Below are 23,926 nucleotides of genomic sequence, written 5' to 3'. Positions count from 1 at the left end.
CAGCCCTGGATCACGAGAGCCGGAGCTGGCAAGACCGGCTACGGCCTCACACCGTCATGATTTCGGCTTCTTTCGTCTGAACGAGCTTGTCGATTTCGGCGACGAACTTGTCGGTGAACTTCTGGACGTCATCGCTTGCGCGGCGCTCGTCGTCTTCCGAGATTTCCTTGTCCTTCACGAGCTTCTTCAGTTGCTCGTTCGCATCGCGGCGCAGATTGCGCACGGCGACTTTCGCGGACTCGCCTTCGCTCTTCACGACTTTCGTCAGCTCGCGGCGGCGCTCTTCGGTCAGAGCGGGCATCGGGACGCGGATCAGGTCGCCCTGGGTCGCCGGATTCAGGCCGAGATCCGATTCGCGGATGGCCTTCTCGATGACCGGCACCATCTTCTTTTCCCACGGCTGCACGCCGATGGTACGGGCATCGACGAGCGTCATGTTCGCGACTTGCGAGATGGGCACGTTCGAGCCGTAGTAATCGACCTGGATGTGATCCAGCAGGCCGGTGTGCGCGCGGCCCGTGCGAATCTTGGCGAGATCGGCCTTGAATGCTTCGATCGACCGCTGCATCTTCTGGTCGACGCCCTTTTTAATGTCAGCCACACTCATTTGAACCTCCAAAACCTTGGTTTACTGGCGATGCAGGCGCCTTCGCGATCTTCCGGCGCGTTTCCACGCCGGGTGCGGGCGGCGCCCGGTTACGCAAGAGTTTACACGTGGACGAGCGTGCCTTCGTCGTCGCCCTGCACGATGCGCTTCAGCGCGCCCGGCTTCGTGATGGAGAACACGCGGATCGGCAGCTTCTGGTCGCGGCACAGCGCGAATGCGGTAGCGTCCATGACCTGCAGATTGCGGCCGATCGCCTCGTCGAAGCTGATCGTGCTGTAGCGCGTGGCGCTCGGATCCTTCTTCGGGTCGGCGGAGTATACGCCATCGACCTTCGTCGCCTTCAACACCACTTCCGCGCCGATTTCCGAACCGCGCAGCGCGGCGGCGGTATCCGTCGTGAAGAACGGGTTGCCCGTACCGGCGGCGAAGATCACGACCTTGCCCTCTTCGAGCTGGCGAATGGCGCGGGGGCGGATGTACGGCTCGACCACCTGATCCATGCGCAGCGCCGACTGCACGCGCGCCTCGATGCCCGCGTGGCGCATGGCGTCTTGCAGCGCGAGTGCGTTCATCATCGTGGCGAGCATGCCCATGTAATCGGCGGTCGCACGGTCCATGCCGGCTGCACCGCCCGCGACGCCGCGAAAAATGTTGCCGCCGCCGATCACGACGGCCAGCTGTGTTCCCAACCGCACCACTTCAGCGACGTCCGCCACCATCCTTTCGATCGTTGCGCGATTGATGCCGAAGGCATCGTCGCCCATGAGGGCTTCGCCGGAGAGTTTGAGGAGTACGCGTTTGTAGGCTGTGGGCATATGAGGTTCCGATCGCGCCGAGGAGGGTTGCAACAACGTAGAACTGTAGGGGTGAAACGTTACTTACCGCAAGCGGGCCGGATCGGGCAGACGGGCGCGGCGCATGCGGGAAAAACCGAATATGCCGCGCCCGCCGCTCGCTGCGAACCGGATCGCAAAATTTCGATGCGGCGACAAGTCGCCGCCGGTACAACAGGTGATGCACGGCGCGCGCGCTTTCGACGACGCGCGCCCGGGGCTGCGTACTTAGCCCTGCTTGGCAGCTGCGACTTGCGCTGCGACTTCAGCCGCGAAGTCGTCCTGACGCTTTTCGATGCCCTCGCCCACCACGAACAGCGCGAACTTCTGCACCGAAGCGTTGGCTGCCTTCAGCATCTGCTCGATGGTCTGCTTGTCGTTCTTCACGAACGGCTGGTTCAGCAGCGACACTTCCTTCAGGTACTTCTGGATCGAACCGTCGACCATCTTCGCGACGATTTCAGCCGGCTTGCCCGACTCGGCTGCCTTCTGCTCGGCGATGCTGCGCTCCTTGGCGATCAGATCGGCCGGCACTTCGTCCGACGACAGCGACACCGGCTTCATCGCGGCGACGTGCATCGCGACGTCCTTGCCGACTTGCTCGTCCGCGCCCGTGAACTCGACGAGCACGCCGATGCGCGTGCCGTGCAGGTACGCGGCCAGCTTGTTCGCGGTTTCGAAACGCACGAAGCGGCGGATCGACAGGTTCTCACCGATCTTGCCGACGAGCGCGAGACGCACAGCGTCGACCGTCGTGCTTTCCAGCGGCAGCGCCGACAACGCGGCGACATCGGCCGGGTTGCTCTTCGCGACCAGTGCCGCGACGCCCTTGCCGAATGCCATGAAGTCGTCGTTCTTCGCGACGAAGTCGGTTTCGCAGTTCAGCTCGACGAGCACGCCCACGCCGCCCTCGACGTGCGCGACGACGATGCCTTCGGCCGTCACGCGCGACGCGGCCTTGCTCGCCTTGTTGCCGAGCTTCACGCGCAGCAGCTCTTCAGCGCGCGCCATGTCGCCGTCGGCTTCGGTCAGGGCCTTCTTGCATTCCATCATCGGCGCGTCGGTCTTCGCGCGCAGTTCTGCCACCATGCTTGCGGTAATTGCCGCCATCATTCGCTCCTTGAGTCTGTTTGATACGTGCCGCCGGCAGAAAACGCCCACGGCTGAAGTGCTTCGGAATCGCGCCGGCTTAAAAAAAAGGGGCCTTTCGCAAAGCCCCCTTTTGTACCGGCCACAGGGCTCGATTACGCCTCTGCGTTGACCTCGACGAACTCGTCGCCTTCGCCGTTGCGCACGGCCTGAACGACGTCGTTCACCGCATTGGCGCGGCCTTCGAGGATGGCGTCAGCCACGCCTTCGGCGTACAGCGCGACGGCCTTCGACGCGTCGTCGTTACCCGGGATCACGTAGTCGATGCCTTCCGGCGAGTGGTTCGTGTCGACCACGGCGATGACCGGAATGCCGAGCTTCTTCGCTTCCGTCACGGCAATCTTGTGGTAGCCGACGTCGATGACGAACATTGCGTCAGGAATGCCGCCCATGTCCTTCACGCCGCCGATCGACTTTTGCAGCTTGACCATTTCGCGTTCGAACAGAAGCGCTTCCTTCTTGCTCATGCGCTCGGTTTCGCCCGATTCCAGCGCCGCTTCCATGTCCTTCAGGCGCTTGATCGAGACCTTCAGCGTCTTGAAGTTGGTCATCATGCCGCCGAGCCAGCGGGCGTTGACGAAAGGCATGCCAGCGCGCGCTGCTTCCTGAGCGATGGTGTCGCGCGACTGGCGCTTCGTGCCGACGAAAAGGATCGTGCCGCGGTTCGCTGCCAGCTGACGCACGTACTTCAGCGCGTCGTTGTAGAGCGGCAGGGTCTTTTCGAGGTTGATGATGTGAATCTTGTTGCGATGACCGAAGATATAGGGGGCCATCTTCGGGTTCCAGAAGCGCGTTTGGTGACCGAAGTGGACACCGGCTTCCAGCATTTGACGCATCGTGACTGCCATGAAATTCTCCGCGAGGGTTGGGTCTTAAGCCGGCTGCCGCATCCCGCGCTGCATTGAACGCGCGAGACACCCTGGGTGCGCCGGCTTGAGTTTCGAAAAAGCGTCGAGGCGATATGAACCGCCGCCAACGCTCCAAGCCTTCGGTTCGTGCGTATATCCTGCCGACAAGCAAGCAGAGCGCGGACCGAGACTTAGCCCGTGAGTATAGCATGTGAGGATTGCGAGGCTCAAGCCACGCGACGACCGCCGCGGCATGCGCCACGCCCCCTGCGGACTCGCCGCGCGCGGGTCCGATCGCGCTGCGTCCCCTATCTCAAAGGTGCGATAATGCCGGTTTGGCGGTTTCCGCCCGCCTTTCACGCAATCCGCGCATCCCGAGCCAATCCATGTCCATTACGCTGAAAAACGATCACGATATCGCGCAGATGCGCGTCGCCTGCCGGCTCGCCAGCGAAGTGCTCGATTTCATCACGCCGCATATCGTTCCGGGCGTGACCACCGAAGAACTCGACCGCCTTTGCCACGACTACATGGTGAAGGAACAGGGCACGGTGCCGGCCCCGCTCAATTATCAGCCGCCGGGTTATCCGCCCTATCCGAAGGCCACCTGCATCTCGGTCAACGACGTGATCTGCCACGGCATCCCGAGCGAGAAGGTGCTCAAGAACGGCGATGCGCTCAATATCGACATCACCGTCATCAAGAACGGCTATTTCGGCGATACGAGCCGCATGTTCATCGTCGGCGAAGGGTCCATTCTCGCGAAGCGCCTCGTGCAGACGACGTTCGACTGCATGTGGCTCGGCATCGACCAGGTGCGCCCGGGCGCGCACCTCGGCGACATCGGCCATGCCATTCAGAAGCACGCCGAAGCACAGGGCTACAGCGTGGTGCGCGAATATTGCGGTCACGGCATCGGCCAGGTGTTCCACGAAGAGCCGCAAGTGCTGCATTACGGGCGTCCTGGCACGGGCATCGAGTTGCAGGCGGGCATGATCTTCACCGTCGAGCCGATGATCAACGCCGGCCGCCGCGATATCCGCACGATGCCCGACCAGTGGACCGTCAAGACGCGCGATCGCAGCCTGTCGGCGCAATGGGAACATACGGTGCTCGTCACGCCGGGCGGCTATGAAGTGCTGACGGTATCGGCCGGGACGCAGGCGCCGTCGCAACTCATCGCGGCCACGGCCTGATCCTGCCTCTTCGCTGAATCTCGCTGCTCCCTCCACGCCGACCGAATCGACTCATGAGCGCCACTGTCGCCGCCGCCACGCCCTGCGAAACGCTGCGCACCGCCTACAAGACGGCGAAGGCCGCGCTCATCGAACGCTTCAAGGTTGCCACCGGCGTCGAACCGCTGATGCACGCGCTCGCCCGCACGACCGACGACGCCCTCAAGGGCGCGTGGGCGGCTTGCGAGATGCCGGCGGACGCCGCGCTCGTCGCGGTCGGCGGTTATGGGCGCGGGGAGCTCGCGCCCTACTCCGACGTCGATATCCTCGTGCTCCTGCCCGATGCCGCCGCGCACGCCGATGACGCCGGGCTCACCGCGCGCGTCGAGCGATTCATCGGCATGGCGTGGGACCTCGGACTGGATATCGGCAGCAGCGTGCGGTCGGTCGAGCAATGCATCGCCGAAGCGAGCAACGATGTCACGGTGCTCACGTCCCTGCTCGAAGCGCGGCGCATCTGCGGCGACGCTCAGCTCTTTCAGCGCTTTTCCGAACGATACAAAGAGACGCTCGATCCCCGCGCATTCTTCCAGGCGAAGGTGCTGGAAATGCGGCAGCGTCACGCCAAGTTTCAGGACACGCCGTATAGCCTCGAGCCGAACATCAAGGAAAGCCCCGGCGGGCTGCGCGATTTGCAATTGATCCTCTGGATCACGCGCGCGGCAGGCTTCGGCTCGAGCTGGCGCGAGCTCGATGCGCGCGGCCTCGTCACCGAACGCGAAGCGCGCGAACTGCGCCGCAACGAAGCGTTCCTGAAGATGCTGCGGGCGCGCCTGCACGTGGTGGCGAAACGCCGTCAGGACATCCTCGTTTTCGACCTGCAGACGCCGCTCGCCGAGAGTTTCGGCTTCAAGGCGACGGCGGCCAAGCGCGCGAGCGAGCAGATGATGCGCCGCTACTACTGGGCGGCCAAGGCGGTCACGCAGCTCGCGACCATCCTTATTCAGAACGTGGAGGCCCAGCTTTTCCCGTCGACATCGGGCATTACGCGCGTGCTGTCCGACCGGTTCGTCGAGAAGCAAGGCATGCTCGAAATCGCCGACGACCATGTCTTCGAGCGCGAACCGCACGCCATTCTCGAAGCGTTTTTGCTGTACGAGCAGACGCGCGGCGTGAAGGGCTTGTCGGCGCGCACGCTGCGCGCCATCTACAATGCGCGCGAGCTGATGGACCGCAACTGGCGACGCGATCCCGAGAACAGGCGTCTCTTCATGGAGATCCTGAAGCAGCCCGAAGGCATCACGCACGCGCTGCGGCTCATGAACCAGACGAGCGTGCTGGGGCGCTATCTGATCAACTTCAGGCGCATCGTCGGGCAGATGCAGCACGACCTGTATCACGTCTACACGGTCGATCAGCACATTCTGATGGTGCTGCGCAATCTGCGCCGGTTCGCCATCGCCGAACACGCGCACGAGTACCCCTTCTGCAGCCAGTTGATGGGCAACTTCGAGCGCCCGTGGATTCTCTACGTCGCCGCGCTGTTTCACGATATCGCGAAGGGCCGCGGCGGCGATCATTCGACGCTCGGCATGGTCGACGCCCGCCGCTTCTGCCGCGAGCACGACATCGGCCGCGAAGATACGGAACTCGTGGTGTGGCTCGTGCAGCAGCATTTGACGATGAGTCACGTCGCGCAGAAGCAGGATACGAGCGATCCCGAGGTCATCAAGCAGTTCGCGTCGGTCGTCGGCACCGAGCGGCGGCTGACCGCGCTGTACCTGCTGACCGTTGCCGACATTCGCGGCACGAGCCCGAAGGTCTGGAACAACTGGAAAGGCAAGCTGCTCGAGGACCTGTTCCGCGCGACGCTCGCCGTGCTCGGCGGCGCCCAGCCGGACGCGCATTCGGAGCTCAAGTCGCGCCAGGAGTCGGCGCTCGCGCTCCTGCGGCTGGAAACAGTGCCGGAAGGCGCGCAGCGGCGCTTGTGGGAGCAGCTCGACGTCGGCTATTTCCTGCGGCACGATCCCGCCGATATCGCGTGGCAGACGCGCGTGCTGTATCGGCACGTCGAAAGCGAGCAGCCCATCGTGCGCGCCCGCCCCTCGCCGATCGGCGCGGCGCTGCAGGTGCTCGTGTATGTGAAGGACCGGCCGGACCTGTTCGCCGGCATCTGCGCGTACTTCGACAGGAACGGCCTGTCCGTGCTCGATGCGCGCATCACCACGACGCGACATGGCTACGCGCTCGATAACTTTCTCGTGGCGCATCCGGAGCACGATGGCAGTTACCGCGACATCGCCAATCTCGTCGAACAGCAACTCAGCGCACGGCTGACGGACGAAAGCATTCTGCCGGAACCCTCGAAGGGCCGCGTCTCGCGGCTCGTGCGCACTTTCCCGGTCACGCCGCGTGTGGATTTGCGTCCCGACGAGCGTGGCCAGTACTACATCCTGTCCGTGTCGGCAAACGACCGGCAGGGCCTTCTTTATTCCATCGCGCGCGTGCTCGCGCAACACCGGATCGGCGTCCAGGCGGCGCGCATCAACACGCTCGGCGAACGTGTCGAAGACGTGTTCTTGCTCGATGGCAAGAGCCTGTCGTCCAACCGTACCCAGATCCAGGTCGAAACCGAACTGCTGCGCGCGATCGCAGCCTGAGACTTTATGCGCGTCAAACTGACAGCCAAACATCCGCGTCCGACATCGGCGACGCGATCGCCGGTCCGCTCCGGCAGTTCCATCGGACGCAAGCCCGTGCGCGAGATAGCGCCGGATGAGGCGCTTGTGAAGCGCGGGAAGCCTGCGCAGGCGCGGGCGGGTTCTGGGGATCGGGGTCCGCGCGGTGACGAGCGACGCGGATCTGGTTCACGCGGTGATGACTTGAGACCCGGCTTTGGCGATCGGTCTTTCAAACCGCGTGGCGATGACTCACGTCCGGGCTTCGGCGATCGTGGTCCGCGTGGCGACGAGCGTCGGTCTTTCAAACCGCGTGGCGATGACTCACGTCCGAGCTTCGGCGATCGTGGTCCGCGCAGCGACGAGCGTCGCCCGTTCAAACCGCGTGGCGATGACTCGCGTCCGAGCTTCGGCGATCGGGGTCCGCGTGGCGACGAGCGTCGCCCATTCAAGCCGCGTGGTGATGACTCACGTCCGAGCTTCGGCGATCGGGGTCCGCGTGGCGAAGAACGTCGCCCGTTCAAACCACGTGGCGATGATTCACGCCCGAGCTTCGGCGATCGTGGCCCGCGCAGCGACGAGCGTCGCCCGTTCAAACCGCGTGGCGATGACTCGCGCCCGAGCTTCGGCGATCGTGGCCCGCGTGGCGACGAACGTCGGTCTTTCAAACCGCGCGGCGATGATTCGCGTCCGGGCTTCGGCGATCGTGGCCCGCGTGGCGAAGAACGTCGCCCGTTCAAGCCGCGTGGCGATGACTCGCGTCCGAGCTTCGGCGATCGTGGCCCGCGCAGCGACGAACGTCGCCCTTTCAAGCCGCGTGGCGATGACTCGCGCCCGAGCTTCGGCGATCGTGGTCCGCGCAGCGACGAGCGTCGCGCGTTCAAACCGCGTGGCGATGACTCCCGCCCGAGCTTCGGCGATCGTGGCCCGCGCAGCGACGACCGCCGCCCGTTCAAACCACGCGGCGATGACTCGCCCCCGAGCTTCGGCGATCGTGGTCCGCGTGGCGAAGAACGTCGCCCATTCAAACCGCGTGGCGATGACTCCCGCCCGAGCTTCGGCGATCGTGGCCCGCGCAGCGACGAACGTCGCCCTTTCAAGCCGCGTGGCGATGACTCGCGCCCGAGCTTCGGCGATCGTGGCCCGCGCAGCGACGAACGTCGCCCGTTCAAACCGCGTGGCGATGACTCACGCGCGAGCTTCGGCGATCGTGGCCCGCGCAGCGACGAACGTCGCCCGTTCAATCCGCGTGGTGATGACTCCCGCCCGAGCTTCGGCGATCGCGGCCCGCGCGATGACGACCGCCGCCCATTCAAAGCGCGCGGCGATGACTCACGCCCGAACTTCGGGCAACGCAACGACGACCGCCGCCCATTCAAAGCGCACAGCGACGACTCCCGCCCGAGCTTTAGCGAGCGCAAACCGCGCGCCGACGACCACCGCACGCGCGACGCCGATTCCCCCACACTGCAAACCGGCAACGCCCCCCGCCCCCATCACGACGGCCTCGTCCGCCTGTCGAAAGTCATGTCCGAACTCGGCCTGTGTTCGCGTCGCGAAGCCGACGAATGGATCGAGAAAGGCTGGGTGCTGGTCGATGGCGAAGTGATGGACACGCTCGGCACGCGCATTCGCCCCGGTCAGAACATCGAAGTCCTGCCGGCCGCGCATTCCGCGCAGTCGCAACTCGTGACCATCCTGCTGCACAAGCCCGTCGGCTACGTGTCGGGACAAGCGGAAGACGGCTATGAACCGGCGGTCACACTCGTCAACCCGTCGAATCACTGGGACGAGGACCGGTCGGGCATCCGCTTCACGCCAGGCCATCTGCGCACGCTCGCGCCGGCCGGACGGCTCGACATCGATTCGACCGGGCTGCTCGTGCTCACGCAGGACGGCCGCATCGCGAAGCAACTCATCGGCGGACATTCCGAAGTCGACAAGGAGTACCTCGTACGCGTGCAATACGGCGAGCACACTACCGACATCGACCGTCAGTTCCCCGACGAAAAACTCGCGCTGCTGCGACACGGCCTCGAACTCGACGGCGTGCCCCTCAAAACCGCGCAAGTCAGCTGGCAGAACGGCGAGCAACTCCGCTTCGTGCTGCGTGAAGGCAAGAAGCGGCAGATTCGCCGCATGTGCGAGCTGGTCGGGCTCGAAGTGGTCGGACTGAAGCGCATCCGCATGGGACGCGTGACACTGGGCGCGCTGCCGCCCGGACAATGGCGCTACCTCGGCCCGAACGAGAGTTTCTGACGCCTGGCCCATGTCGCAACGTCGCGAATCCGCGACGCTCGACGACAAAAACGGCGCGATCGGTCATCCGGTCGCGCCGTTATTTTTTGTTCGCATTTTGGCTAAAGAAAATGGCTCGTCGATCCGTTAGGCAGACAACGCGCGAGGACGCATCGTCCGGTGGACGCGCAAGGCTTCAGCAAAGCATCCGGCAATGAACGGCAAGGAGGATATTCGCCATGGCAGTTGAGATCATCGTTCGCGAAACGAAAACCGGTCTGGAAATCGTCAGTGGCCGGCGACGGCTCCACGCGCTGCTCGCGCTACAGGATGAAGTCGTCGTAACGAGTCCTGGCATCGGCGAAATGGTGATCGCCCGGTTGCCCGATGGCCGTCTGCAAGGGTCCGCCAAACCGGAGCATGTCGCGCTGTTTCGCCGGCAGGACACGAGCGGCAATCGGAGAACGTTCGCGTAATAGAAAACCCGCTCGTAAGGAGCGGGTTGCATCGCTTCGACCGCCATGCCGGTTGTACGCCGGTTGTACGCCGGTTGTACGCCGGTTGTACGCCGGTTGTACGCCAGTTCTACGCCGGCTCGTTAGTCAGTCGTCGCGCGACGGATCGAGTCCCGGAAACAGCACGTCCGTGAAGCCGAACTTCGAGAAGTCCGTGATGCGCATCGGATACAGCTTGCCGATCAGATGATCGCACTCGTGCTGCACCACGCGCGCATGAAAGCCATCGGCGAGCCGCTCGATTGCGTTGCCGTACTGATCGAAGCCCTGATAGCGGATCATCGAATACCGCTGCACCGCGCCGCGCAGCCCCGGCACGGACAGGCACCCTTCCCAGCCCTCCTCCATGTCGTGCCCGTTCGGCATGATGATCGGATTGATGAGCACGGTCTCCGGCACCGGCTGCGCTTCGGGATAGCGCTCGTTGTACCCGAAGCCGAAGATGACCACCTGCAGGTCGACGCCGATCTGCGGCGCCGCAAGACCCGCGCCGTTGGCGTCGCGCATCGTGTCGAACATGTCCTGCACGAGCGTGTGCAGTTCCGGCGTGTCGAAATGTTCGACAGGCTGAGCGATGCGCAAAAGCCGCGGATCGCCCATTTTCAGGATTTCTCGGATCATGGAGTGACTCCTTCCAATAGCTTCTTCATGCCGTCTTCGTCGAGAACGGGAACCCCGAGTTCCTCCGCTTTCGCGAGCTTGCTGCCCGCTTCCGCGCCCGCCACGACGTAGTCGGTCTTTTTCGATACGGAACCGGCCACCTTCGCGCCGGCCGCTTCCAGCATTTCCTTCGCTTCCTCGCGCGACAGCGTGGGCAGCGTACCCGTCAGCACGACCGTCCTGCCCGCCAGCACGCCCTGCGGCGCACGCGGCGCGGGCGGCCCTTCCGGCCACGACACCTTCACGCGCAACTGCTCGATCACGTGCTGGTTATGCGCCTCGCTGAAGAAATTGTGAATGGCCTCGGCGACGACCGGGCCCACGTCGTTGACTCCCAGCAATTGCTCGACGGACGCCGCGATGATCGGGTCCAGCGAGCCGAAGTGCTTCGCCAGATCTTTCGCCGTCGATTCGCCCACATGCCGGATGCCGAGCGCATAGATGAAACGCGCGAGCGTCGTGTGCCGCGCCTTGTCGATCGAATCGAGCAGGTTCTGCGCGGATTTGTCGGCGAAGCGGTCGAGCGCCGCCAGCGTCGAGAAACCGAGATTGAAGAGATCGGCGGGCGTGCGTACCAGATTCTGTTCGACCAGCTGGTCGATGATCTTCTCCCCCAGCCCGTCGATGTCGAGCGCGCGGCGCTGCGCGAAGTGCCAGAGCGCCTGCTTGCGCTGCGCCGGACAGAACAGGCCGCCCGTGCAGCGCGCGATCGCTTCGTCCGGCAGGCGTTCGATCTTCGAGCCGCACACCGGACATTCCGTCGGCATCACGAATTCCCGCGCGTCGTCGGGACGCCGGTCGAGAATCGCGCCTACCACTTCGGGGATGACGTCGCCCGCGCGCCGCACGATGACCGTATCGCCGATGCGGATGTCCTTGCGGCGCACTTCGTCCTCGTTGTGCAGCGTGGCGTTCGTGACCGTCGCGCCGCCGACGAAAATCGGCGCGAGGCGCGCGACCGGCGTGATTGCGCCCGTGCGGCCGACCTGCACGTCGATGGCGAGCAGTTCCGTCAGGGCTTCCTGCGCCGGAAACTTGTGTGCGAGCGCAAAGCGCGGTGCGCGCGAAACGAAACCGAGCTTGTCCTGCTCGTCGCGACGATTGACCTTGTACACCACGCCGTCGATGTCGTACGGGAGCTTGTCGCGCTTCTCGCCTGTCTGACGAAAGAATCCGAGCAAGCCCTCCGCGCCCTCGACGACCGCGCGCTCGGCATTCACCGGCAGCCCCATTTCCTTGTACCAGTCGAGCAGCGCCGCGTGCGTGTCGGGCATGTCCGCGCCGTCCAGCACGCCGATTCCGTACGCGAAAAACGACAGCGGCCGCTGCGCCGTCATCTTCGGGTCGAGCTGACGCAGGCTGCCCGCCGCCGCGTTGCGCGGATTCGCGAACTCGCGCTGACCGGCGTCGCGCTGGCGTGCGTTGAGGCGGTCGAAGTCACGCTTGAACATCAGCACTTCGCCGCGCACGTCGAGCCGCTTCGGCACGTTCCTGCCCTTCAGCGTCAGCGGAATCGAGCGGATGGTGCGCACGTTCGCCGTGACGTCCTCGCCCGTTGCGCCGTCGCCGCGCGTCGATGCCTGCACGAAGCGGCCGTCGTCGTAACGCAGCGAGATGGCGAGACCGTCGAACTTGAGTTCGCACGCGTACTGCACCGGCGCCGCGCCCAATGCATCCGATACGCGCTTGTCGAATGCCGCGATGTCCTCGTCCGCGAAGCCGTTGTTGAGCGACAGCATCGGCACGTCATGGACGACGGGCGCAAAGCCTTCGGCGACCTGTCCGCCCACGCGCTGCGTCGGCGAATCCGGCGTCACGAGATCCGGATGCTCGGTCTCGATGCCCTGCAGTTCCTTGAACAGCGTGTCGTATTCGGCGTCCGGCAGTTCCGGCTGGTCGAGCACGTAGTACGCGTAGTTCGCGCGTTCCAGTTCCGTGCGCAGCCACGCGGCGCGCTCTTCGGGCCGGTCGGCGCTGGGCACGGCGGCTCCGGAGTTCGCGGTGGCGGCGGATTCGGCTTGGGTCTTGGCGGACATGCGGCTTCTTGTAGAGAAAGGTAAGTCAGTCGATCGCCCGGTCGATTGTCTCAGAAGATCGGAAAATCGTGGCATCGGCCGGACGGCATAGGACGATTGAACGTGCGCTTGCACGCATCAACGGAAAGCGCCCCGTGGAAGGGGCGCGATCGATTCGGAAGCGCGCGCCGCCGATGCAGCGCGTCGAGGACAGAAACGCCTACTGGCTGAAAAGCCGGCGCGTGGCCGCCGAACCCGCCGGAATGCCTGCCTGTTCGAGCTTGGCGTAGAGCGTCATCAGCTGCTTTTCGATGGCGAGCAACGCCGATTCCGGCAACGGCCGGCGCTGATCGTCAACGACGCGCGCCCCGATGCGCTCGGATAGCGACTTCGCGTAATCGCACATCAGGCGGAACGGCAGGATGTCCTCGTCGGCGACGGGCACGTCGAGCACGAGCGTGATCATCTGCCCGCCCTTGTACGTAAGGTCGTCGCGCAGGAAATTGGTGTCGCCGAACTGGAGCATGAACACGGGGTTCTGCTTTGCGTCGAGCTTGACGAAGCGCGTGCCGTCGCGCGACAGCAGCAAGCCGTCCTGCGACGCGACCGCCTGCACGTAGTTGGCCGACCACGGCGCGCCGTCCGAGAGAATATTGATGGACAGTTGCGCGTCGCACTGGGCGGCGAAGGCGTCGAGTTCGCGCGCCATGCCGACGGTTTCCATCATGTCGGGGAATTCGGGTGCGCCATCGACGGCGTCGGCAAGGCGCTGCACGCCGGTCACGAACTCCGAGAACTCCAGTTCGTTGAGCGGGCCGCTGCGATTCGCGAGTTGCGCCGCCGCGCGCAGTTCGTCGTAGCGCACGCCGTGGCGCAACAGCTCCCACGTGCTCTCGCCTTCCGGCTTGCCTTCGATCGTCACCGGCTTCGTTCCCGCGCGGCGCAGCCGCTGCGCGAGCGGAATGACGCGATCCCCCGCGACGGGCGCGGCGAGCCGAACCGGCACCACGCAGTCGATGCGCCGGTCGACGACCGCAGGCGGCGCCGAAGAAATGGTCGTCGCGGCGGGCATGACCGGTTCGTTGCGCTCGTCTTCGTCGATGATGGCCGATTCGTCCGCGACGCCGTTGGCGGAGGTCGCCTCGGCCTGCAGATCGACGGGCGTATCCGCGGGTGCGACGGGCGGCGTCACGGCAGCGTGCGTTTCTTCCGATGCCGCCACGCCGCCGAAACTCGGCTCGACGCGCACGTCGCGCGGCGCTTCGTCAGGCGCATCGCCCGCGACCGGTTCGCGACGCGCCGGGCGCACCGGCTCGATGAACGGATGCTCGTCGTCGGTGTCCTGGCGCGCGAGCGCATCGGCGGTTTCGTCAGGCATCGGACGCGGCATCTTGCGCCGCACCTTCGCGCTCTGCCACGCGTTGTACACCACCACACCGCCGACCACCACGGCTCCTGCTCCGATCAACCCGAGTGTCAACTCGTCCATGCACGCTCCACAATCTTTTGAGTTAGGAAGCGCCGCGCGATCTGTCGCACGCATCTGCCGCGTTCCGGCTTTCGCCGCCGCCTGCCCGATGCACGCCACTCCGCGCCTGCGCGCCTGGCCGGGTCATCGCCCGGCCGCCGTTCAACCATTCAAAATTCGCATGACGCTGAGGCGTCAGCCATTCTGCGCAAAGCCCGCAGCGGCTTCCATGTCCACCGCGACGATGCGCGATACGCCCTGCTCCTGCATCGTCACGCCGATCAATTGCTGCGCCATCTCCATCGCGATCTTGTTGTGCGAGATGAACAGGAATTGCGTCTTGGCCGACATCGCCCGCACGAGGTTCGCGAAGCGTTCGGTATTGGCGTCGTCGAGCGGCGCGTCCACTTCGTCGAGCAGACAGAACGGCGCGGGATTCAGCTGGAACATCGCGAAGACGAGGGCCGTCGCGGTGAGCGCCTTTTCGCCGCCCGAAAGCAGGTGAATCGTCGAATTTTTCTTGCCGGGCGGCTGCGCCATCACCTGCACGCCGGCATCGAGGATTTCGTCGCCGGTCATGATGAGCTTCGCCTGACCGCCGCCGAAAAGACGCGGGAACAGTTCGCCGAAGTGACGGTTCACTTCGTCGAACGTGCCTTGCAGCAACGCGCGCGTTTCCTGGTCGATCTTCTGGATCGCGTCTTCCAGTGTGCCGATGGCGTCGTTCAGGTCGGCCGATTGCGCGTCGAGGAAGTGCTTGCGCTCGGTGGCCGCCGCGAGTTCTTCCAGCGCGGCCATGTTGACCGGACCGAGCGCGATGATCGCGTTGTTCAGGCGCGTGACTTCGCCCTGCAGATACGACGGCTTCATGTCCGGCGTGAGCTTCGCCTGCAACTCCGCTTCGTCGACGCCCGCCGCCTGCAGTTGCTCGACGAACTGTTCGCCGCTGATGCGCGCCGCCTGTTCCTTCAACTGCAGTTCGTTGATCCTGTCGCGCAGCGGCTGCAGCGAGCGTTCCGCGAAAAGACGCTGTTCGTCCGCCTGACGCAGCCGCGCCGTGAGATCGTCCAGTTCGATGCGCGCCGCATGAAGCGCTTCCTCGCGCGCCGCGCGCACTTCGAGCGCATCCTGTAGACCGGTTTCGGCCGTCTGCTCGTTGATGGTCTCGAGTTCCGCACGCGCATCTTCCAGCGCGCCGGCGACGCGTTCACTCTGATCCTGCGCCGTCTCGATGTTGCGCTCGTACTCGGCGATCTTCGCGGCGAGACCGCGCACCGCGAAGCTCGCGTCGCTCGCGGCGCGTTCCAGCTCGCGCAGTTCGTGGCGCGCGCCGGTGAGCGCTTCGTCGAGCGATTCGAATGCGAGCTGGTTGTCTTCGAAGCGCGCCTGCAATTGCGCGATTTCCGCGTCGTGCTGCTCGAACGCGGCTTCGGATTCGGCCCGCAGCGCGCGCTGTTCGTCGATCTGCGCGGCGATTTCTTCCAGTTCCTCGCCGATCTGCGTGCTCCGCTGCGTATAGCGTTCGTGCGCCTGCGCGAGCTTCAGCACGTCGAGTTGCAGCGCATGCACGCGCTGCGTGGCGCGCTCGGCGGCGGAGCGGGCATCGGCAAGTGCTTGCGATGCCTGCGTATGCGCGGCGTCGGCGCGAACCGCATTACTCTTCGCTTCGTCGGCGAGCAGCGTCTGCGCGCGCGCCTGCCGCGTGAGATTTTCGATTTCCTGCGCGCGCGCGAGCATGCCGGACTGCTCGGAATCGGATGCGTAAAGCTGCACGCCGACCCGCGTTACCGTATGCCCCGCCTTCACGACGAACGCGCCGCCGTCCGGCAGCTGATTGCGCATGGCGAGCGCCTGCGCGATGTCATCCGCGATGAACGTCGCGCCGAGCCACTCGTTGAGCACCGCGCGCAAGCCCGGATCGTCGATCCGCACGAGCGACAACAACGGCCGCAAGCCCTGCGGCGCGTCGAGCGGCTTGCCCGCGACCGGCGGCGAATAGAACGCGAGCTTGGCGGGAGGCGCATCGGTGGCGAACGCCTTCACCCAGTCGAGATTCGACACTTCCAGCGCCGCGAGCCGCTCGCGCAGCACCGCTTCGAGCGCCGCTTCCCAGCCCGCTTCGACATGCAGCTTCTTCCACAGACGCGGCAGCGCGCCGAGTTCGTGCTTGTCGAGCCACGGCTGGATCTTGCCCTCGGTCTGAACGCTTTCCTGAAGCTGTTTCAACGCGCCGAGGCGCGCTTCGAGCTGGTGAATCTGCGCGCTTTCCGCCTGCACGCGCTCTTGCGCCGCACGGCGTTCGCCGTCGAGGCGCGGCAGGGTTTGCTGGGCATCGGCGAGACGCGCCTGCGCTTCGGCCAGCACTTCTTCGTTCTCGGCAAGCTGCATGCGCAGTTCTTCGAGCTGCGCTTCGTCGGGCGCGTCGAGACCGCTCGCTTCGTTCTTCAGACGTTCCTGGCGCTGTTGCAATTGCTGAAGCTGCTGATCCGCGTTGCGCTGATGCGCCGCCTCGAGTTTCAGCGCCTGTTCCGCCCGCGCGATGCCCGCGCGTTCCTCGTTCAGTTGCGCCTGCGCATCGCGCCAGCGGGCTTCGAGCTCCGGCAATGCGTCGTGCTTGGCGGCGGCGTTTTCCTGCGCGATGGCGGCCTTCTCTTCGCCTTCGGCCAGCGCCTCCGATGCAGTCTCGATTTCGTCCCGCGCCTTTTGCGCCTGCATCTGCCATTGCTCGCGCTGCGCGGCGAGCGCGGCGATCTGCGCCTGCACGCGATTGCGCGACTCGACGATGAATTTGATCTCCGCTTCGAGCCGGCTCACTTCGGCGTTGGCCTCGTAGAGCGCGCCCTGTGCGCCCTGCATCGCGTCGCTCGCGCTGTAATGGGCGACACGAAGCGTTTCCAGCTGCGCTTCGACTTCACGCAGACGCGCGGTCTGCGCTTCGAGCTCGACCTGCGCTTCGCGAATGGCGCGCTGCTGCCGCTCCGCCTCGTTGCCGGCTTCGTTCTTGCGCAGCAGCCAGAGCAGCCGCTGCTTCTCTTCGCCTTCGGCCTGCAGTTCCTTGTACTTGGTCGCGACGATCGCCTGCCCTTCGAGCTTCTCCAGATTCGTCGTCAGTTCGCGGACGATATCCTCCACGCGCGTGAGATTCTCTCGCGTGTCGTGCAGGCGGTTCTCCGTTTCGCGGCGCCGTTCCTTGTACTTCGACACCCCCGCGGCTTCCTCGAGAAACACGCGCAGTTCTTCCGGCTTCGCTTCGATGATCCGCGCGATCATCCCCTGCCCGATGATCGCGTAGGCGCGCGGACCGAGGCCCGTGCCGAGGAAGATGTCCTGGATGTCGCGGCGTCGCGCGGGCAGGTTGTTGATGTAGTAACTGGACGTGCCGTCGCGCGTGAGCACACGCTTCACGGCGATCTCGCCGTACGCGCTCCACTGGCCGGCGGCGCGGCCATCGGCGTTATCGAAGATGAGTTCGACGCTCGCGCGGCTGCCGGGCTTGCGCGCGGTCGATCCGTTGAAGATGACGTCCTGCATCGACTCGCCGCGCAATTCGGATGCGCGCGATTCGCCGAGCACCCAGCGCACGGCGTCGATGATATTGGACTTGCCGCAGCCATTCGGCCCGACGACGCCGACCAGCTGGCCGGGGACCTGGAAATGCGTGGGATCGACGAAGGACTTGAAACCAGCGAGTTTGATCGAAGTCAGACGCACGGCGATATCGCTGTTTGAAGTGGATGACGGAGGATGAAAGGCAGACAGGCGGCAGCGCCCGTCGCGTGTGATCGTGTCATGCCCGCGAGAGCCTTTCCGCCCGGTCGCGAGCGGACACCATCATACCATCGCGCGTGTCGATTTCTTTTCGCCTGGCGGGTCTTGCGGCCGCGCCGGCGATGCTTCATCGCCCTTTCGCGCCTGCCGATGCACCCACGCCGACAGCAAGCACGCGGCCACGATGCACGCCCCGCCCGCCCATTCGCGCGGCCCCGGCGCCTCGCCCGCGAAGAGCCACGACGACAGCGCCGTCACGACCAGTTCGAACAGCATGATGATCGACGCGCGATTGGCCGGCACGCGCGCAAGCCCGATCTGCACGATGACGTTGTTCACCGCGAGCACGGCGCCCAGCCCGATCACGATGAACGCGACCGTACCCATCTGCGATGCGGCGGGCGGCGCGGGCATCGGCTCGAAAAGGCTCGCCACGCTTGCGACGACAGCCGCGCCGCCGAAGATCACCGCCGTGCGCATTTCGGGCTTCATGCGCGGCATCGTCCGCGTGATCCTGACGACGAGCACGTTGCTCATTGCGAAGCCCATGCCGCCCATCAGCCCCGCCCACTCCGCGAGATTCGCGGGCAGCGGCAAGCCGAGCGCGGGCGACCAGAGCATCGTGACCGCGCCCGCGAGCGAGAGCAACGACAAGGCGGCGTCCGCGCGCGTCAGGCGATCGTTCAGGATGAAATGCGCGAACACCGCCGTCCATGCGGGCGTCAGATAAAAGAGCAACAGCACGCGCATCACCTGACCGTGAATCGCGCCCCATACGAAACCGACGCTCGTCATGCCCGCCGCGAGGCCGAGCGCGACGAGCAGCCAGTGCCAGGAAATCGTGCTGATCGAGCGGCGTCTGAGCAAGAGGACGCACAGGCACGCCGCGCCGCTCGTCGTCGCGCTCGCGAGGGTGCCGGTGAGCCCCATCGACGCAAGCACGCGCATCGGATACCAGACGAGGCCCCAAACGGACGCGCCGAGCATGATCGCGAGCGTCGGCAGCGCGTCGTGCAGACGGCGGGTCATGGGCGGGCTCGTCGGGTGGAATGCGGGATCGTCATGCTGTGTCGTTCGTTGCCCTGCAGCCCTTTGCTGCAAAGGCGCGGGGTATAATCGTGCGCTTCATCGATGTCTCTATCGTGCCGCCGCAGCGGGTCGTCCAATGGCCTGTTCTCGCCGGCGTGCATGGCGCTGCGCCGCCGCCCCGACCATCCGTTCACTCGTCGCTCATCGCTTACCGGTCACGCCGTGAATCCACTTCTTCAGAAACTCCAGCCGTATCCGTTCGAAAAGCTCCGCGCGCTCTTCAAAGGCATCGAGCCGCGCGCCGGATTCACGCCGATCAGCTTCGGCATCGGCGAGCCGAAGCATCCGACGCCAGCGCTGATCCGCGACGCCGTCGTGAATTCGCTCGACGGCCTCGCCGCCTATCCGCCGACGCTCGGAAGCGAACCGCTGCGCGAAGCCATCGCCACATGGACGAAGGCGCGCTACGGTCTCGCATCGCTCGATCCGGCCACGGAGGTGCTGCCCGTGTCGGGCTCGCGCGAAGCGCTGTTCGCGCTGGCGCAGGCCGTCATCGACAGCCGCAGCACGCCTGAACTGCGCGAAGCCGAACCGCCGATCGTACTCTGTCCGAACCCGTTCTATCAAATCTACGAAGGCGCGGCGCTGCTCGCGGGCGCCGAGCCGTACTTCGTGAACAGCGATCCGGCGCGCAACTTCGCGTGCGATTACTCCGCCGTGCCGGACGGCATCTGGGCGCGCACGCAACTCCTCTATGTCTGCTCGCCGGGCAATCCGACGGGCGCGGTGCTGACGCTCGACAACTGGCGCGAGCTCTTCGCGCTGTCGGACAAGCACGGCTTCGTGATCGCGTCCGACGAATGTTATTCGGAGATCTACTTCGACGAAGCGCATCCGCCGCTCGGCGCTCTGGAGGCCGCGCGCCTGCTGAACCGCGGCTTCGAGCGCCTCGTGATGCTGTCGAGCCTGTCGAAGCGATCGAACGTGCCGGGCATGCGCTCGGGCTTCGTCGCCGGCGACGCCGCCATCCTCAAGCAATTCCTGCTGTATCGCACGTATCACGGCGCGGCGCTGTCAACGGTTTTCCAGCGTGCAAGCATCGCCGCCTGGCAGGATGAAACGCACGTGCGCGACAACCGGGCGATGTATGTGAGCAAATTCCGGACGGTGACACCCATGCTCGCGGAAGTGCTCGACGTCCGTCTGCCCGATGCCGCGTTCTACCTCTGGGCCGACGTTTCGCGCACCGGGCTGTCCGATACCGGGTTCGCGGCGCGTCTCTACGCCGACTATAATGTGACGGTTCTGCCGGGCTCCTATCTCGCTCGTCCGGCGCATGGCATGAATCCCGGCGAAGGCTTCGTGCGCATCGCGCTCGTGGCGGGGACCGAGGAATGTGTCGAAGGCGCCCGCCGCATCGTCGAATTCTGCCGCACGCTCAAGTCCTGACGGGCGCTGCCGGTCCATCACTCCATCCTTGAAATCACTATGTCGCAACAACTTCAGAGCATCATCGACAACGCCTGGGAAAACCGCGCCGAGCTTTCGCCGAAAGCGGCGCCGGCCGAAGTCCGCGACGCGGTCGCGCACGCCATCGAACAGCTCGACAAGGGCGCGTTGCGCGTGGCCGAAAAGCGCGACGGCGAGTGGGTCGTCAATCAGTGGCTGAAGAAGGCGGTTTTGCTGTCGTTCCGCCTGGAAGACAACGCGCCGATGGCCGCCGGTGGTTACTCGCAGTTCTACGACAAGGTGCCTTCGAAGTTCGCCGGCTACACCGCCGAGGACTTCGCGGCGGGCGGCTTCCGCGTGGTGCCGCCGGCCATCGCGCGCCGCGGCTCGTTCATTGCGAAGAATGTCGTGCTGATGCCGTCGTACACGAACATCGGCGCTTACGTCAACGAAGGCACGATGGTCGACACCTGGGCCACCGTCGGCTCGTGCGCGCAGATCGGCAAGAACGTGCACCTGTCGGGCGGCGTGGGTATCGGCGGCGTGCTGGAGCCGCTCCAGGCGAACCCGGTCATCATCGAGGACAACTGCTTCATCGGCGCGCGCTCGGAAGTGGTGGAAGGCGTGATCGTCGAAGAGAACTCGGTCATTTCGATGGGCGTGTACCTCGGCCAGTCGACGAAAATTTACGACCGCGAAACAGGCGAAGTCACGTATGGCCGAATTCCGGCCGGTTCGGTGGTGGTCGCGGGCAATCTGCCGTCGAAGGACGGTTCGCACAGCCTCTACTGCGCGGTCATCGTGAAGAAGGTCGATGCCAAGACGCGCGCGAAAGTCGGCCTGAACGAACTGCTGCGAGGCGACTGAGTTGGCCAAGACGACTGTCGTGTACGGCATTCCGAACTGCGACTCGGTGAAGAAGGCGCGCGTGTGGCTGGAAGAGCGCGGCGTGCCGTTCGAATTTCACGACTTCAAGAAAGCCGGCGTGAACGAGAAACTGCTTCAGGACTGGTTGAAGGACGTGCCGCTCGATCAGCTCATCAACAAGCGCGGCACGACCTGGCGCGGGCTGTCGGACGTCCACAAGGCCGAAGCCGACACCACGGCCGGCGCCATCGCGCTGATGATCCACAAGCCGTCGATCATCAAGCGGCCGGTCATCGTCGTGAACGGCCGCGTGAAGACGCTCGGCTTCTCGGCCGAGCAGTACGAGACGCTCTTCGCGTAATGCGTGGCGATGGCTCTCACGGACGCCATCGCTCGCCTCGATACAGAACCGCTTGCCGGCCGCCGCGCCGGCATTTTTTTGTCTTTCCAGACGCAGGTCCAACCATGTCCGGCACACTCTCCCTTACCGAAGCCCTGATCGCACGCGCGTCCGTCACGCCCGACGATCGCGATTGCCAGTCGCTGATGACCGAACGTCTGTCCGCTGCCGGCTTCGTGTGCGAAACCATCGCGTCGGGCGGCGTCACGAACCTGTGGGCAGTCAAACGCGGCGCGGACGGCGCTGCGGGCAAGCTGCTCGCGTTCGCCGGACACACCGACGTCGTGCCGACCGGCCCCGTCGAGCAATGGAACTCACCGCCCTTCACGCCGACGCATCGCGACGGCAAGCTCTACGGGCGCGGCGCAGCCGACATGAAGGCGTCGCTGGCGGCGTTCGTCGTGTCGAGCGAAGAGTTCGTCGCGAAGCATCCGGCGCATCGCGGTTCGATCGCGCTGCTCATCACGAGCGATGAAGAAGGCCCCGCCACCGACGGCACCGTGAAGGTCGTCGAGGCGCTGCAGGCGCGCGGCGAGCGACTCGACTACTGCATCGTCGGCGAGCCGACTTCGAACGAAACGCTCGGCGACATGGTCAAGAACGGACGGCGCGGCTCGATGACCGGCAAGCTCACGGTAAAGGGCGTTCAGGGGCACATCGCGTATCCGCACCTTGCGAAGAATCCGATTCATCTGCTCGCGCCGGCGCTCGCCGAACTCGTCGCCGAACGCTGGGACGACGGCAACGAATACTTTCCGCCGACCACGTGGCAGGTCTCGAACCTGCACTCGGGCACGGGCGCGACGAACGTGATTCCCGGCCATGCCGAGCTCATATTCAACTTCCGGTTCTCGACGGCGAGCACGGTCGAGCGCCTGCAAAGCCGCGTCCACGCGATTCTCGACAAGCACGCGCTCGACTACGATCTCAAGTGGTTCGTCAGCGGCCTGCCGTTTCTGACGCCGCGCGGCGCGCTGTCCGACGCGCTCGAAAGAGCGATCCGCGAGGAAACCGGTGCACAGCCCGAACTGTCGACCACCGGCGGCACCTCGGATGGCCGCTTCATCGCGCGCATCTGCGAGCAGGTCGTGGAATTCGGCCCGCCGAACGGCAGCATCCATAAAATCGACGAACATATCGAAGTGCGATTCATCGAGCCGCTGAAGAACGTGTATCGCCGCGTGCTCGAAGAACTGATCGCCTGAATTCATTCGCACAACAACAAGGAGCCTTCGATGGCGCTACCCTTTCTCACCGTGCGCGACCTGCTGCGTTTCGGCGTCTCGCGCTTCACCGAAGCGGGCCTCTCGTTCGGCCACGGCTCGACCAATGCCTATGACGAAGCCGCGTATCTCATCCTCCACACGCTGCATCTGCCGCTCGACACGCTCGATCCGTTCCTCGACGCGCGCCTGCTCGACAGCGAAATCGACGCCGTGATGCAGGTGATCGAACGCCGCGCGAAAGAGCGCGTGCCGGCCGCCTACATCACGCAGGAAGCGTGGATGCACGGTCATCGCTTTTATGTCGATGAGCGCGTGATCGTGCCGCGCTCGTTCATCGGCGAATTGCTGCAGGACGGCTTGCAGCCGTATGTGGCCGATCCCGACCACGTCACGCGCGTGCTCGAACTGTGCACCGGCTCCGGTTGCCTCGCGATTCTGGCCGCGCAGGCCTTCGAAAACGCCGATATCGATGCAGTCGACATCTCCGCCGATGCGCTCGCGGTCGCGCGCCGCAACGTCGACGACTACGGCCTGCAGGATCGCGTGACGCTGCACGAAGGCGATCTTTACGCGCCGCTGTCCGGCGCGCGTTACGAGGTCATCATCACGAATCCGCCGTATGTGAACGCCGGCGCGATGCAATCGCTGCCCGCCGAATACCGCCACGAGCCGGAACTCGCGCTCGCGGGCGGCGAGGACGGCATGGACATCGTGCGGCGCATCGTGCGCGACGCGAGCAAGTGGCTGACCGAAGACGGCGTGCTCGTCGTCGAAATCGGCAACGAGCGTGCGAACGTCGAGGCTGCGTTCGGCGGCCTCGATCTCGTCTGGCTTTCGACAAGCGCCGGCGACGACAACGTGTTCCTCGTTCAGGCAGCCGACCTGCCTGCGCAAGCCTGACGCGCGACGCGTTTCGGACCAGGAAGGTTGGGTAAGATGACGCATCGCCGCCGACGCGGCGCTCGTCATCCCGGTCCGCGCGCCCGAGCGCGGAACGTATC

General features: G+C 65.2%; 19 protein-coding genes. 10 read left to right on the top strand and 9 right to left on the bottom strand.

Features of this window, described 5'->3' with window-relative positions:
- Positions 1-46: 46 nt before the first annotated feature.
- From frr to rpsB, 4 genes are all read right to left on the bottom strand, one after another.
- A complete protein-coding gene (frr, locus tag P9255_RS25170; protein ID WP_309765026.1) occupies positions 47-607 on the bottom strand; it encodes a ribosome recycling factor in 561 nt (186 codons plus the stop codon).
- A gap of 101 nt (positions 608-708) precedes the next feature.
- Positions 709-1,422: a UMP kinase gene (gene pyrH, locus P9255_RS25165; RefSeq protein ID WP_035969505.1), complete on the bottom strand. Its 714-nt coding sequence runs from the start codon at positions 1,420-1,422 to the stop codon at positions 709-711.
- Between the two features lie 246 nt (positions 1,423-1,668).
- Positions 1,669-2,550 carry a translation elongation factor Ts gene (gene tsf / locus P9255_RS25160; protein ID WP_309790797.1) on the bottom strand — a complete coding sequence of 294 codons (882 nt, stop codon included), beginning with the start codon at positions 2,548-2,550 and terminating at the stop codon, positions 1,669-1,671.
- A 134-nt stretch (positions 2,551-2,684) separates the two neighbouring features.
- Positions 2,685-3,437: a 30S ribosomal protein S2 gene (gene rpsB / locus P9255_RS25155; RefSeq protein ID WP_061124623.1), complete on the bottom strand. Its 753-nt coding sequence runs from the start codon at positions 3,435-3,437 to the stop codon at positions 2,685-2,687.
- Between the two features lie 386 nt (positions 3,438-3,823).
- Here rpsB and map point away from each other — a divergent pair, with 386 nt between their 5' ends.
- From map to P9255_RS25130, 5 genes are all read left to right on the top strand, one after another.
- Complete coding sequence (map, locus tag P9255_RS25150; RefSeq protein ID WP_309765028.1) at positions 3,824-4,633, top strand: type I methionyl aminopeptidase; 810 nt, start codon at positions 3,824-3,826, stop codon at positions 4,631-4,633.
- Between the two features lie 53 nt (positions 4,634-4,686).
- Complete coding sequence (locus P9255_RS25145) at positions 4,687-7,272, top strand: [protein-PII] uridylyltransferase (RefSeq protein ID WP_309765030.1); 2,586 nt, start codon at positions 4,687-4,689, stop codon at positions 7,270-7,272.
- A gap of 235 nt (positions 7,273-7,507) precedes the next feature.
- Positions 7,508-8,899, top strand: a complete 1,392-nt coding sequence (locus P9255_RS25140) for a hypothetical protein (RefSeq protein ID WP_309790598.1) — start codon at positions 7,508-7,510, stop codon at positions 8,897-8,899.
- Positions 8,818-9,549 carry an rRNA pseudouridine synthase gene (locus P9255_RS25135; protein ID WP_309790597.1) on the top strand — a complete coding sequence of 244 codons (732 nt, stop codon included), beginning with the start codon at positions 8,818-8,820 and terminating at the stop codon, positions 9,547-9,549. Before P9255_RS25140 ends, P9255_RS25135 begins: the two co-directional genes overlap by 82 nt.
- 218 nt (positions 9,550-9,767) lie before the next feature.
- Complete coding sequence (locus P9255_RS25130) at positions 9,768-10,004, top strand: hypothetical protein (protein WP_309765032.1); 237 nt, start codon at positions 9,768-9,770, stop codon at positions 10,002-10,004.
- Between the two features lie 126 nt (positions 10,005-10,130).
- Here the strand turns inward: P9255_RS25130 and def are convergent, their stop codons facing one another.
- The 5 genes from def to P9255_RS25105 all read right to left on the bottom strand — a co-directional run bounded on the left by def (position 10,131) and on the right by P9255_RS25105 (position 18,983).
- Positions 10,131-10,664 carry a peptide deformylase gene (gene def, locus P9255_RS25125; protein ID WP_309765033.1) on the bottom strand — a complete coding sequence of 178 codons (534 nt, stop codon included), beginning with the start codon at positions 10,662-10,664 and terminating at the stop codon, positions 10,131-10,133.
- A complete protein-coding gene (ligA, locus tag P9255_RS25120) occupies positions 10,661-12,739 on the bottom strand; it encodes an NAD-dependent DNA ligase LigA (protein ID WP_309765034.1) in 2,079 nt (692 codons plus the stop codon). Before ligA ends, def begins: the two co-directional genes overlap by 4 nt.
- Positions 12,740-12,938: 199 nt before the next feature.
- Positions 12,939-14,207: a cell division protein ZipA C-terminal FtsZ-binding domain-containing protein gene (locus P9255_RS25115; RefSeq protein ID WP_309765035.1), complete on the bottom strand. Its 1,269-nt coding sequence runs from the start codon at positions 14,205-14,207 to the stop codon at positions 12,939-12,941.
- 174 nt (positions 14,208-14,381) lie between these two features.
- Positions 14,382-17,897 carry a chromosome segregation protein SMC gene (smc, locus tag P9255_RS25110; RefSeq protein ID WP_309765036.1) on the bottom strand — a complete coding sequence of 1,172 codons (3,516 nt, stop codon included), beginning with the start codon at positions 17,895-17,897 and terminating at the stop codon, positions 14,382-14,384.
- Between the two features lie 120 nt (positions 17,898-18,017).
- Entirely contained in the window at positions 18,018-18,983 is a 966-nt protein-coding gene (locus tag P9255_RS25105) for a DMT family transporter (RefSeq protein WP_309765037.1), read from the bottom strand.
- Positions 18,984-19,205: 222 nt separating this feature from the next.
- On the opposite strand from P9255_RS25105, the gene dapC reads away from it, so the two are divergent.
- The 5 genes from dapC to prmB all read left to right on the top strand — a co-directional run bounded on the left by dapC (position 19,206) and on the right by prmB (position 23,825).
- On the top strand, positions 19,206-20,432 hold the full coding sequence (gene dapC, locus P9255_RS25100; RefSeq protein WP_309765038.1) for a succinyldiaminopimelate transaminase: 1,227 nt from the start codon (positions 19,206-19,208) through the stop codon (positions 20,430-20,432).
- Positions 20,433-20,471: 39 nt separating this feature from the next.
- A complete protein-coding gene (gene dapD / locus P9255_RS25095) occupies positions 20,472-21,299 on the top strand; it encodes a 2,3,4,5-tetrahydropyridine-2,6-dicarboxylate N-succinyltransferase (RefSeq protein WP_309790596.1) in 828 nt (275 codons plus the stop codon).
- A 1-nt stretch (position 21,300) separates the two neighbouring features.
- Complete coding sequence (locus tag P9255_RS25090; RefSeq protein WP_309765040.1) at positions 21,301-21,660, top strand: ArsC family reductase; 360 nt, start codon at positions 21,301-21,303, stop codon at positions 21,658-21,660.
- Between the two features lie 104 nt (positions 21,661-21,764).
- Positions 21,765-22,904, top strand: a complete 1,140-nt coding sequence (dapE, locus tag P9255_RS25085) for a succinyl-diaminopimelate desuccinylase (RefSeq protein ID WP_309765041.1) — start codon at positions 21,765-21,767, stop codon at positions 22,902-22,904.
- Positions 22,905-22,934: 30 nt separating this feature from the next.
- The gene (prmB, locus tag P9255_RS25080) at positions 22,935-23,825 is read left to right on the top strand and encodes a 50S ribosomal protein L3 N(5)-glutamine methyltransferase (RefSeq protein WP_309765042.1); all 891 of its coding nucleotides are present in this window, start codon (positions 22,935-22,937) and stop codon (positions 23,823-23,825) included.
- Positions 23,826-23,926 lie beyond the last annotated feature (101 nt).

This window comes from Caballeronia sp. LZ019, from assembly GCF_031450825.1.
Lineage (GTDB): Bacteria > Pseudomonadota > Gammaproteobacteria > Burkholderiales > Burkholderiaceae > Caballeronia.
Note: the sequence above shows the minus strand (reverse complement) of the source record. Positions and strands in the feature narration are given on the sequence as shown.